Source organism: Candidatus Phytoplasma luffae, from assembly GCF_018024475.1.
Lineage (GTDB): Bacteria > Bacillota_I > Bacilli_A > Acholeplasmatales > Acholeplasmataceae > Phytoplasma > Phytoplasma luffae.
Window position 1 is genome coordinate 653654 of the sequence record NZ_CP054393.1, and the last position, 12846, is coordinate 666499.

Annotated in this window: 14 protein-coding genes; 11 read left to right on the forward strand and 3 right to left on the reverse strand. The window is 20.4% G+C overall.

The annotated features are described in order from the left end of the window. Positions 1 to 21: 21 nt before the first annotated feature. Together LFWB_RS03335 and LFWB_RS03340 are read right to left on the reverse strand one after the other, a co-directional pair. Positions 22 to 978 carry an IS3 family transposase gene (locus tag LFWB_RS03335; RefSeq protein WP_210954624.1) on the reverse strand — a complete coding sequence of 319 codons (957 nt, stop codon included), beginning with the start codon at positions 976 to 978 and terminating at the stop codon, positions 22 to 24. Positions 979 to 1501: 523 nt separating this feature from the next. Beyond that, positions 1502 to 2689 carry a glycosyltransferase gene (locus LFWB_RS03340; RefSeq protein ID WP_210954625.1) on the reverse strand — a complete coding sequence of 396 codons (1188 nt, stop codon included), beginning with the start codon at positions 2687 to 2689 and terminating at the stop codon, positions 1502 to 1504. Between the two features lie 1292 nt (positions 2690 to 3981). On the opposite strand from LFWB_RS03340, the gene LFWB_RS03345 reads away from it, so the two are divergent. The 10 genes from LFWB_RS03345 to LFWB_RS03385 all read left to right on the forward strand — a co-directional run bounded on the left by LFWB_RS03345 (position 3982) and on the right by LFWB_RS03385 (position 10972). Then, complete coding sequence (locus LFWB_RS03345; RefSeq protein ID WP_210954626.1) at positions 3982 to 4728, forward strand: phosphatase PAP2 family protein; 747 nt, start codon at positions 3982 to 3984, stop codon at positions 4726 to 4728. A gap of 390 nt (positions 4729 to 5118) precedes the next feature. After that, the gene (gene infC / locus LFWB_RS03350; RefSeq protein WP_246454213.1) at positions 5119 to 5727 is read left to right on the forward strand and encodes a translation initiation factor IF-3; all 609 of its coding nucleotides are present in this window, start codon (positions 5119 to 5121) and stop codon (positions 5725 to 5727) included. Positions 5728 to 5729: 2 nt separating this feature from the next. Beyond that, positions 5730 to 5918 carry a 50S ribosomal protein L35 gene (rpmI, locus tag LFWB_RS03355; protein WP_210954949.1) on the forward strand — a complete coding sequence of 63 codons (189 nt, stop codon included), beginning with the start codon at positions 5730 to 5732 and terminating at the stop codon, positions 5916 to 5918. Between the two features lie 39 nt (positions 5919 to 5957). Continuing rightward, positions 5958 to 6677, forward strand: a complete 720-nt coding sequence (gene rplT / locus LFWB_RS03360) for a 50S ribosomal protein L20 (protein WP_210954627.1) — start codon at positions 5958 to 5960, stop codon at positions 6675 to 6677. A 38-nt stretch (positions 6678 to 6715) separates the two neighbouring features. After that, positions 6716 to 7408, forward strand: a complete 693-nt coding sequence (locus tag LFWB_RS03365) for a hypothetical protein (protein ID WP_210954628.1) — start codon at positions 6716 to 6718, stop codon at positions 7406 to 7408. A gap of 28 nt (positions 7409 to 7436) precedes the next feature. Further along, the gene (locus tag LFWB_RS03935; RefSeq protein ID WP_281411832.1) at positions 7437 to 8126 is read left to right on the forward strand and encodes a M42 family metallopeptidase; all 690 of its coding nucleotides are present in this window, start codon (positions 7437 to 7439) and stop codon (positions 8124 to 8126) included. A 44-nt stretch (positions 8127 to 8170) separates the two neighbouring features. Then, positions 8171 to 8500 (forward strand): hypothetical protein, encoded by a 330-nt coding sequence (locus LFWB_RS03940; protein ID WP_281411837.1) that lies wholly within the window; start codon positions 8171 to 8173, stop codon positions 8498 to 8500. Positions 8501 to 8558: 58 nt separating this feature from the next. Then, a complete protein-coding gene (gene rpmH / locus LFWB_RS03375; RefSeq protein ID WP_210954629.1) occupies positions 8559 to 8693 on the forward strand; it encodes a 50S ribosomal protein L34 in 135 nt (44 codons plus the stop codon). Between the two features lie 242 nt (positions 8694 to 8935). Further along, complete coding sequence (gene rnpA, locus LFWB_RS03380) at positions 8936 to 9262, forward strand: ribonuclease P protein component (protein WP_210954630.1); 327 nt, start codon at positions 8936 to 8938, stop codon at positions 9260 to 9262. Positions 9263 to 9286: 24 nt separating this feature from the next. Beyond that, positions 9287 to 10972 (forward strand): YidC/Oxa1 family membrane protein insertase, encoded by a 1686-nt coding sequence (locus tag LFWB_RS03385; protein WP_210954631.1) that lies wholly within the window; start codon positions 9287 to 9289, stop codon positions 10970 to 10972. A 33-nt stretch (positions 10973 to 11005) separates the two neighbouring features. On the opposite strand, the gene LFWB_RS03390 is transcribed toward LFWB_RS03385, so the two are convergent. Continuing rightward, a complete protein-coding gene (locus LFWB_RS03390) occupies positions 11006 to 11206 on the reverse strand; it encodes a hypothetical protein (protein WP_210954632.1) in 201 nt (66 codons plus the stop codon). A gap of 322 nt (positions 11207 to 11528) precedes the next feature. Between LFWB_RS03390 and eno the strand changes: the two genes are divergently transcribed. After that, entirely contained in the window at positions 11529 to 12821 is a 1293-nt protein-coding gene (gene eno, locus LFWB_RS03395; protein ID WP_210954633.1) for a phosphopyruvate hydratase, read from the forward strand. Positions 12822 to 12846 lie beyond the last annotated feature (25 nt).

Sequence of the window (12846 nt, forward strand, 5' to 3'; positions counted from 1 at the left end):
GAAATATAATTTATCAATATTTTATTTTTCCCAAGTTTTATATTTTAAATATTGCAGTGGCGATTTATAATTAAATTTGGCGAAGATCCAACTTTTATTGTAATAAAAAGTAAATTTTTTTATTTTTTCTTTTAATGTTTCAAAAGTTTCTTGATTTAAAGAAATTGTAATCTCTTTTAAATAACCTTTCAAAGTACCAAAATAAGATTCAATAATTGCGTTATCATTTGGAAAAGCTTTTCTCGACATACTAATCAAAAAACCTTTTTTTTGGACAAAATTTTTAAATTTGGCGCTTTGATAGATGCTCCCTTGATCCGAATGAACAATACAAGGTTTGTTTATTTTGGGTAATTTTTGGAAAGTTTTTTTGACTAATTCTAAATCTGGAGTCTTTCCTATCACTGAAGATAAAATTTGATTATTAAAACCATCGATTATAGCAGATAACCAAAACTTTCCGTTTTCAGTAGAAAAACAAGTCAAATCCGTATATATTTTTTGGAAGGGTTTTGTAGAATTAAAATTTAAATTAATTAAATTATATTTTGTTTTTAAATATTTTTTGTAAAAATTTTCTTTTTTAAAAGGCTTTCTATAACGCATCAACCATTTATTAGTATTCATAATTTTAAGAACTTTTTTATTGTTAATTGTTTCTTGATAAGTTTGATAATAAAGATTTTTTATTTTACGATATCCAAAAGAATATTTATTATCTTTACATAATTTTCCTATTCTTTTTGTGATTTTATTATAATCTTGTTCTCTTTGTTTTTTTTGATCTTTCGTCCTTATCCAATAATAATAAGAACTACGATTTATGTTTAATAATGCCAAAAGTTCTTCAATTTTAAAATATTTTTTATAAATTTTAATTAAAATAAAAATTAATTCTCTAAAATTAGGTTTTTGATAACTTATTACTAATTGTAATAATTCGATTTCTTTTTCTTTTATTATTTCTTTTTTAATCATATTAAGTATCCTTCATTAATTTATTGAGTTATTTATTTTTTGAAAATAAATAAAAAATATTGATGAAAAATGTTCTTTTAATTTTATATAAAAAAATAATATATAGAATAATTAGATTAAAAAATGATTTAAAATAATAAAAACAAAATTAAAATAAAAAATATATTTATACTATTTAATTTATCAATATTCCTTTATATATAATAATTTTATCCAGTGAATTTTTATTTTTTGTTCGCATATATATAATGGATGAGGATTTTTTAAATTATTTTGAAATAAAAAAATAAAATTTTGATATATTTTTATATTATATAATTATATTCTATTTAAAACTAAGTTTTTTAAGAAATAAAATATAGAAATTAAATTTATTTTGATATATTTTTAATATATTATTTTATATATAAAAAAAATCTAAAATTATCATAATAAATGATATATTTTAGATTTTTAGCAAATGATAATTTTTTTTAATATATAGGGTGCAGTTCAAATAAAAAAATATATTTAAAAAATATATTTATTTGTTATTATTTTCTTCGATAGCTTTTTGATAAATATCAATTATTTTTTGGGCAAAAATTTCTTGTTTGTAATTATGAACTGATTTTTCGGCATTATTAGACATTTCATAGTATTTTTTTTTATCATTATACAATATATTTAAATTTTGAACAAATTCTTCTTTATTTCGGAAAAAAAATCCATTTTGATTATGTTGGATAACTTGATCTAATGCTGTATCATAACGTGCTAATACTGGCAAAGAAGCAGATAAAGCTTCAATATAAGTTAAACCTTGTGTCTCAAATAAAGAAGCGCCGACAAAAACATCTCCTAATTGATAATATAATCCTATTTCATTGTTAGGGACAAAATTTAAAAAAATAATATTTTCTGTTAATTTTAATTTTTTAACTTGTTTTTGTAATTTAATTTTATTCGGACCGTCTCCTATAATTAATAATTTACTTTTTTTATTTTTTTTATAGAAATCAGAAAAGTAATCAATGATAATATTAATTTCTTTTTCTTCGGAAACTCTGCCGATATATAAACAAATAAAAAAATCTTTTAAACCTAATTTTTCTTTTAAAATATCTATTTCTTCTTTTTTATAACTTGTGGAATAAAATTTTTTTAATTTAATTCCGCTAGGGACTATTTGATAATTTTTTTCTATTTTGTAATAATCTTTGAAAAAAAGTAAAGTTTTTTGAGTAGGCGCAATAATTATATTAGCTTCATTTATTAATTTTTTCAATAATTTATCTATAAATTTGGTTATCATTTTTTTAAATAATTTTAAATAAACAAAATTATTTTTTTGAATAAAACAATGATACATAGTGTGCATTGTATAAATTAATGGTAATTTTAATTTTTTTGAAGCGTATAAACCTAAATGACCCACCCCAAATTCAGTATGAACATGAATAACATCTAGATTCAAAGATTCGATTTTAGGAAGGAATTTTTTATATCTTATTAAAAGTCTATAACCTTTTAATCCTTTTATATATAAAGGTATACCACCGTTAAGCCTTAATACATAAGGATCTGTTTCTTTTTGTCGAGGAACAGCATGCAAAGTTATAATATACACTTCATGACCTAAAGCTTCCAAACTTTCTTTTAAAGTGATATTAGAAGTTTGAACACCTCCAATAGAAGGGGCATAAGCATCTATAAATAAACCTATTTTCATTCAGATTTCTCTTTTTTGTTAATATATAAATTTTATATCTTTTTATTTTTTAATTAAAACAATTATCGAAATATATATGATTTATTATTTTAATATAATTTTAAAAATAAAATAGAATTATTATAAAAAAATTAATTAAATTTGAAATTAAATTATAATATTTAATATATTAAATATTATAACATAAAAAGAACATAAATATGGAGTTTATTTATATATGAACGATATAAAACTGTTCAAATTGAGTATTTATATTCAATAAATAATTCGTTGTTTCCTAAACCGTGCAAGTTAGTTTCTTAAAATAGTATTTTCCATAAGAAGACTGTTTTAAAAGAATGTTATACATTAAGTTTTAAGCATAATTAAAAAAATAATTTTTTTTTGCTATAATGTAGATGTAAATTTGATATTATTGAAAAATAACTTATTTAATTCTTATTATTTCAAAAAGGTTATAAATTATGAATAAAACGGAAAATAAGTCTAATTTTTTTAATAAAATTATTATTTTTATTATTTTAATTTTGTCTTGGTACACATTGTATAATGGAATAAATCTAAGTTTTAAAAATAATTCGGATAACGGAAGAAAATTAAAAGGTTTAGGATTGTTAACAAGACAAAATAATTTTTTTGTTAATATAGCTTTATTATTATATTATATAAAGTCATTTAGAAATTCTAAATATTTTAGTTATTTTATTTTTAATTGTTTAATAAATTGTTTTTTTATTTTTTTTGTTACTCTTTTTCAAGATGATAAGAAATATTTATGCGAACATAAATTATTACCTGTAATTTTTTGTTTTTATTTTTGTTTCATAGAACATAATTTAATATATTTAAATTATATGAGTATTGGTTTTGTTTATATTTCGGTTTACATATTTTTTTCTATTTTAATTTATTTTTTTAATAAATCTTTATTCGCTTACTTAAAAGAGTTTAATTTGTTCAGTAAAAAATTAAGATATTTTAATCATGTTCAAATAATTTTTTATTTTTTTCTTTTTTTTTTATATATATCGATCATTTGGTTTTTAATTATTTATTGTATATTTCACTCGAACAAAAAATATAATTTAAAAAAAAGTTTAATTATATAATATTTTCAATTTATTTATTTTTTTAACAATAAATATTTTTTTAAATTATAAAATATTTAATTTTTATAATTGTTTATTTTATTTAAATAATTTATTGAAAAAATAAATATAAAATTTATAAATTCAAAATAATTAAAAATAATTTAATAATTAAAAATAAAATTATTTATCAGGATATATTTTATGACGAAAAATTCCAAATATACAAAAAAAGAATTATTATTACTCATTTATATAGTTTTATTCCAAAGCATATTTTTTTTTATTTTAGATTATTTTTTAAGTCAGCCGCTGTCATATAGAAAATATATTTACCAAGAGAATCCACTAGAAAATAATAATAAATGGATTACAATATTAAATTTAGGAATTTGTGAAACATTTGAAACTAATATTAAAGGGTTCCCTAGTATTAATTGTTTAAAATTTTTAATTTTGATTTATTATGGTGTATTTGTTTCTTGGTTTTTGATTACTCCTTTTTTAGCATACAAATATATAGATAAAAATAGAATTAGACTTTTATTAAAAACTTATTTAATAATTTTGCTTATTTCTTTTTTGATTTTTTTGATTTTTCCTATACAAGCTTTAAAAGAATTTCAATTGGAAGTGGATGGTGAATCAAAATCATTTTTCGATCCTTTTATAGCGAAATTATATAAATTAGATAATAGAAGATTTTGCAGTTTACCTAGTCTTCATGTAGCTTTAAGTTGGTTATGTTATGTCGCTTTTCGTTTTCAAAGTGATAATAAAATTATTAAAAAAATTATGTTAATTCAACTATTAATAGCTATTTTGGTTTTTATATCTACTTTTGTATTAAAACAACATTATATAATGGATGGTGTTATTTCTATTATTTTAGTGGAAATTGTTTTATATTTTGTTTTCGGAAAGAATCAAAAAATAAAAAAAATTTATTAATTTAAATAAATATTTTAATTTAGAATTAAGTCATTATTTATAAGTTAAAAATAATTTATTGTTTGGAGATTTTTCAAATTTAATTTAAAATTAAAATAATATTTTTTTTAATGTATAATTAAAAAGTATTAAAAAAATAAAATTTATCAAAATGTGAAAAAGAATAGTTTTAAAAAATTATCTCTTTCCTGAAAAATATAATATTTTAATTTATTTTTGGGAAAATAGCACAATATTTCTAAAATTTTAGTTTTGTAAGAAAACTTTTTATTTTAGTATTTTATTATATTGTCGGATAAAAGAGATTACTTTTTCATAAGTATTCTTTTTTTTTATTTAAATATATTTTTTTATATTCATTTTTATATCCATATATAACAATCAATAATATTGTTATACGTTTTTTTAAAAAAAAAGGAGTTATCAGATATTAAATACAAAAAAAACAATCCAAAAGGTCCTAAAATAAATGTTTTATATAACGAACACATTCCTTATGGTAAATATTTAACTATTGATGAAGACGGCAAACAATTAGGTATTTTGGATAAAGAAGAGATAATGAATTTGTCCGAAAAAAAAGAAATAGATGTAGTTATGATTAATGGCAATTCCGATCCTAAAGTTGTCCGTTTAATTAATTATTCTCAATTTCGTTATAAACATCAAAAAAAATTAAAGGAAATGAGTAAAAAACAATTTATAACAGTTGTAAAAGAAATCCGTATTAATCCTAATATTGATGAAAACGATTTGAATATTAAGACAAAAAAAGCTCGTCATTTCTTATTACAAGGTGACAAAGTTAAAGTTATTATGCGTTTTAAAGGACGTATGGTTACACATAGTTTTTTAGGTAAAGAAATGTTTGACAAAATTATATCTAATTTAAAAGATGTAGGTAATGTTGATGTTTTCCCTAAAATGGTATCTAATCAAATGATTGTTGTTTTATCATCTAAAAAAATAAAATCTAATTCAAATAAAAAAGAAGGTTGATTATGATTAAAAAGAAAAATCATAGAGGATTAAAAAAAAGAGTTAAAGTAACTGGAACAGGTAAACTATTAAGAAGACACGCTTATAAAAATCATTTAGCCGGTTCTAAAACGACTAAACAAAACAGACAACTAAGAGGAATTACAAAAATAGATAGTTCTGATGTAAAAAGAATTAAACATCTCATTTAATTTTTTTTATTTTATTCAATTAAGAAAGAAATTAGAGAAATGGTTAAAGTAAATTTTGTTGCTGCAAGGCATAAAAGACGTAAAAAAATATTAAAATTAGCCAAAGGTTATTTTGGATCTAAAAGTAAACTTTATAAAACAGCTAATGAACAAGTGATGCGTTCTCTACAATACGCTTATAGAGACAGAAGACAAAAGAAAAGAAATTTTAGAAAATTATGGATTACAAGAATTAACGCTGGTTGTGTAAACAATGGTATGCGTTATTCAAGTTTTATACATGGTTTAACATTGGCTAAAGTAGACATTAATCGTAAAATTTTATCTGATTTATCTTATAATGAACCTCATATATTTACTGATTATATTAATTTAGCTAAAAAAACTTTAGAAGAACATGAAGCAAAAATACAAGAAAAAATTAAACAAACTTTAAAACAACAACAAGAAGAACAACAACAAGAAGAACAACAAGAATTTGACAATCAAGAAGTTAATACAGAAAATATTTTAATTAATTCAAAAGATAAAGAAATAAAAAAAAATAATTTAGAAACAAAAAAAATAAAACAAAAAATAGATAATAAAGAAAATTTGGATAAAGAAAAAAACAAAGATATAGAAAAAAAATTAAAAAAATATTTATTATCTGAATTAAAAGAATTAGCTCAAAAATATGAAATAAAAAATATTTCTAAATTGAAAAAAATAGAATTAATAAATATTTTAAAAGATAAAATGATTAATCAAAGTGAATAAATTATTTATAAAAAAAAATAAAATAAGGGGTTTAATTAATGTTTGACATAAAAGATACAAAAAAAGAAATTTTTAAAACATTTATTAAATTTACATTTTTTTTATTATTAGCTATATTCTTTTTTGCGGAATTAACAATTAAAATAAAAGAATATAATTTAAGGTTCATTTATATTTCATTTGGTATATTATTGTTTTTTATAAATTATCTTTTTATTTTAAAAAAATACAAAAATAATTTAGGTTTGACTAAATTTTTATTAATAATAGAATTTTTTATATTTAATATAATTTCTTTAAGATTTTGTTTAGATCCTTGGATTAAAGAAAATAGTTTGTTTGAAAAGATAATTAGATTTGAATTTATGATTTATTATATTTTGATAATTCATAGTTTTATACAATTATATATTTTATTACATTCGAAGGAAGCAAAAAAAATATATATTTCTTTAAAATTTCTTCTTTATTTATTTATTTCAAGTATAAGTTTTTTTTTGTTAGGTCAAGGAACAGACTTAATAACAGCTTTAAGAATTATTTGCGGAATTATTTTTGTTGGAATTAGTTTATTTTATGCGTTTATATTGTATAAACAAATTAATTTTTTGATTAAACAATCAAAAAATATAAATAATACAAATAAAACTTCCAATAATACAAATAAAACTTCCAATAATACAAATAAAACTTCTAACAATGATGACGATATTATAAGTCCAGATGAATAATGAATAAAAAAATTAGGGGAAATTTATTATGTCCGATTTATTAAAACAATTAAAAGATTTAACAATGTTAAATGGTGTTTCAGGAGATGAAAAAGCAGTAAGACATTATGTAAGAGATAATGTCAAAGATATTGTTGATAAAATAGAATATGATAAATTAGGAAGTTTAATCGCTTATAAAGGCGAAAAAGGTCCTAAAGTTATGCTAGCTGGTCATTTAGATGAAATCGGTTTAATGGTTACAGAAATTAATAAAGAAGGATTTGTTAAATTTCAAACTTTAGGAGGTTGGCATACAGTGGTTATGACAGCTCAAAAATGGTTAATTCATACTGATAAAGGACCTGTAAAAGCTATTACAGGTGCCAAACCTCCCCATGTTTTGCCTTTAAGTGAAAGATATAAAAGCCCTGATGTTGGAACTTTATTTCTGGATTTAGGCGTTTACAACAAAGAAGAAGTTGAAAAATTAGGCGTTAAAATAGGGGACGCAATCACTCCTTATAGCGATTTTGAACTTTTATCTAATACAGATTTTATAGTCGGTAAAGCGTTAGATAATCGTGTAGGCGTTTTAATAGTAATGGAAGTTTTGAAAAAATTAAAAAATAATCCTAACCAATTTGCAGGAACTTTTACAGTACAAGAAGAAGTGGGTTTAAGAGGCGCTAAAACAAGTTCTTATAAAATTAAACCTGATATTGTGCTATTGCTGTAGATACTGGCGTTGCTAATGATGTTCCAGGAAACCCCGATTCTGGTATTCAAGTTTTAGGAAAAGGGCCGCATATTTCTTGTTATGATCATGGGTTAATAGCTCATAAAGAATTGAGAAAAACAGTTATTCAAATAGCTAAAGAAAATAAAATTCCTTTTCAAGAATTAAAACCAACGGGCGGTCAAACTGATGCTTCTGCTATGCATTTACAAAACGAAGGCGCGGCTTCTCTTGTTATTAGCATTCCTACTCGTTATATTCATTCTCATACTTCAATTGTTAATAAAAAAGATATAGAAAACGCAATCGAATTATTAGTTTTTTTAATTCAAAAATTAGACGATAAAACAGTTAAAGATATTTTATTTAATTAATAATAAATTTATTTTTATAAATGTTTAAATCAAAAAAAGAAAGGGTTTTTTGATTTTTATGAAAAGAACATATCAACCTAGTAAAATAAAAAGAATTAAAACACATGGTTTTAGAACAAGAATTTCTACTGTAGGTGGTCGTCGTGTGCTTTCTGAAAGAAGAAGAAAAGGACGTGCTAAATTAACAGTTTAATTTTATTAATGTCTTAAAATATTTTTTATTTTCGGAAATTAAATAATTTATTTTTTAATTTTTTTTAAAAAAAGATAATTATTTAATTTTATTTATTTTAAATCCATAAAAAAGGATATTTTTCTATAAATTTAGATTTTCGAAAAAAATTATATTTTATATTTTTTTTATATTATCTAAATATTAATTTCTATAAGATTAAAATTTTAATAATATTTAAGGAATATATAATTTTTATAGATATGAAAAAAAAAAATATTTGCAAAAATAAAAATGAATTAGATTTAATTTTTAAATTAAAACAAAAAGTTAAAAATTATTTTTTTATATTATATTTTATTAAAAAAAAATTAGATCATTTTAAATTTGTTTTAAGTATTAGCAAAAAATATGGCAAAGCTTATGAGAGAAATTTAATTAAAAGGCGTTTAAGAATGATTATTCATAAAAATATGTCATTAATAGATAAAAATATTATTTTTATTGTTATTATAAAACCGACCGCCAAAGAGTTAGATTTTGCAAATTTAGAAAAAAAATTTTTAGTTTTGATAAAAAAAATATTTTAATATATAAAACAAGGTAAATTTATTATGGTTAATATTAATAATAATCAATATGATAAAAAAAAAATGTTTAAAAAATTTTTTATAATAATATTTTTATCTTTTATTACCACTTTTATAATTCAATATTTTTCTACGGCTAAAACAGTTGAGGACACTACAAACAAAGAACCAGAATTAGAATATTGTAGTTATCAAATTGTTTTTGATAAAGATAAAGATCAAATAAATAAAGAAGAATTTGAAAAAAAAATAGTAGCATTAAGAGATTATTTAATCAGTTTAGATTTAAATAATAGTTTAACAGAAACAGACAAACAAACATTACAAGAAAAATTAAAAGAAATTAATATATTTGAATTTGGTATTAACAAAAATAATAAAAGTTTTTTTATTTCAAATATTAATGAAGAAAATTTATCACAATATAAAAAATATAGAAAAAAAGGAATAATTCAATATATAAACGAAATTATACAAAAAAAAGAATCTTTTTTTTGTATTAAAGGTAATGTTATTTCAAAGGATAAAAAAGAAAATTTTATAAAAGATTTTTTTAATATCAAAACAGGAACTCAATATAGTTATATAGAAAAAAAATATACTTCAAACAAAGTTCCTCCTTTAGAAATTTGTTCTTTTTCATCAGACCAAGATATTAAACGATTAAAAATTGATGAAAAAGAACAAATTTATGGCGACGTTGAAGGAAAATCTTTAATTGATTTAACAAAATATAATGAATTAATAAAAAATAAATTAAATAATGAAAAAAAGAATAATTTATTTTATTTAAAACTTACGTCAATTAGGGATGATAAACCTTTTTTTAAACCTATTTTTGTAGATGATTCAGGCGATTTACCTATCAATTGGTATAATAAAATAAGTTGGAATTTTTTATTCATCTGGGGTTATATATGGAATGTTTTAATAATTTTAATAGGTTCTGTTTTATCATTTTTTTCTAGTATATTTTCATCTGGATCAGGATATTTTTTTGGTAATTTTGGTTTAGGAATCACTTTGACTACTATTTTGATAAGAACTTTACTATGGCCTATTTATACTAAATCTAATTTTTTAAGCACAAGTATGAACACCATGAAACCAGAAATTGATAAAATAAAATCAAAATATGTTTTAAAAAAAGATAAAGAATCTTTACAAAAAATGCAAATGGAAATTGCTAAGGTATATAAAAAACATAATTTAAGTGTTTTTAGTTTTTTTATTCCCTTTTTACAAATGCCTATTTTTATCGCTATGTTTAGAGCTTTAGCTCGTTTTAGTGTTTCAGGCGGCATTTTTGAGTATGAAAAATATACTGAAAAAAAATTTTTAGGTTTGATAAATTTTAATTTTTATGATTCAGGTTGGAACCTTGATACAGTAATTAGAATATTTTTATCTCTTATAGTAGGTTCGAGTATGCTTTATTTAAACAAACTAAATGCCAAAAAAAACTTGGATTCTAATAAAAATGTCAAAATTTTAGATGAAGAAGAAAAATTAAAAAAGAAAAATCAAGATCTGACAATTAAAATAGTTGGTTATGTTATGATTTTTTTTATGGTCTTAACTTCTTTTAAAAATACATCTTTATCTTTATATTGGGTAGTAGGAAATATTTATACTATTTTCCAAATAAATATTAATCTTAAAAAAAATGATAATAAATCTATTTTATTAAAATATAAAAGTATTTCATAATATGAAATACTTTTTCTTTTTGAATTGATTTTTTTAATCTTTATTAATCATTTTTATAATTTTTTGAAAAATTGTATCTATAATTTCTTTCCATTGAATAGAGACGTCTTTTAAAAAATTTAATTTTTTTGGCAACGGTCCTATTCTAGGATAGCGATCAGCAATTAAATATAATAAACAGCCTAAAAACGCTCCTAATAATAACCCTAATATAAAAAATAATAAATTTTTCATTATTAAACCTTGCTTAATTTTGATTTTATAAAATTAATTTATAATAATATTATTTAAATAAAAAATATTTTATTTTTTATATAATTTTTTTTATTTAAATAATATTAATTATTACATTTTTTCTTTTTTTTGATTCAATTTTTTGATTATTTTTTATAAAATGTTTATTCATTTATTAATTTTAAAATAAAAAATATTTTGTTACTATAATATTTTTTATTTTAAAATATATTATAATGTTTATGTATTTAAAAATTTAATTAAAATAATTTGTCTTAATTATTTTAATATTAAAATATGATAAGGAGTTATTTGTTAGAAAATGTCTTATATTGATAAAATTTTAGCTCGTGAAGTTTTAGATTCGAGAGGAAATCCAACAATAGAAGTAGAAATACATACTATGTCAGGTTTTATAGGAAAAGCTATCGTTCCTTCCGGCGCTTCTACTGGTGAATATGAAGCGGTAGAATTAAGAGACGAAGACAAAGGAAGATATTTAGGAAAAGGAACACTTAAAGCAGTTAAAAACGTTTTAGAGATTATTGCACCAGAATTAAAAAATTTATCTGTTTTATCACAAAATTTAATCGATAAAAAAATGATTGAATTAGATAATACACCTAATAAATCTAAATTAGGAGCTAATGCTATTTTAGGTGTTTCTTTAGCTTGCGCTAGAGCAGCAGCCAATTATTTAAATTTGGAATTTTACGAATATATAAGTGGTATCCAACCAAAACAATTACCTGTTCCTATGATGAATGTTATTAATGGTGGTGTTCACGCATCTAATAATATTGATTTTCAAGAATTTATGATTTTACCTACTAATTTCACTTCTTTCAAAGAATCTTTACGTTGCGGCACTGAAATTTTTCATCATTTAGGAAAAATTTTGAAACAAAAAAAATTATCAACTACTATCGGAGATGAAGGTGGTTACGCTCCTGATTTTAATTCTAATGAAGAGGTTATAGAAAATATTATTCAAGCTATTCATAACGCTGGGTATAAAGCCGGCAAAGATGTTTTTATAAGCATGGATGTAGCTGCTTCAGAATTTTATGATAAAGATAAAAAAATGTATGTTTTAGCTTCTGAAAATAATAAAACATTAACTAGTGAAGAACTGGTTTCTTATTACGAAAAATTAATTAATAAATATCCTATTATTTCTATTGAAGATGGTTTAGATCAAAATGATTGGGCTGGATGGAAACTTTTAACTGAAAAATTAGGTCATAAAGTTCAATTGGTAGGAGATGATTTATTTGTTACTAATTTTGATAAATTGACAGAAGGAATCGAACAAAAAATAGGAAATTCTATTTTAATTAAATTAAATCAAATAGGAACATTGACAGAAACTTTAGAAGTTATAGAATTAGCTAAAAAAAATTCTTATACAACAGTTATTTCGCATCGAAGCGGAGAAACAGAAGACACTACTATAGCTGATTTAGCGGTTGCTGTTAATTCAGGACAAATCAAAACAGGTTCTGCATCGAGAACTGATCGTATAGCTAAATATAATCAATTATTAAGAATCGAAGAAAAATTACAAAATGCTCCTTATTTAGGATTAAAAAATTTTTCTAATTTGAAAAAATAAAATTTTAATTTTCATATTAAAATAT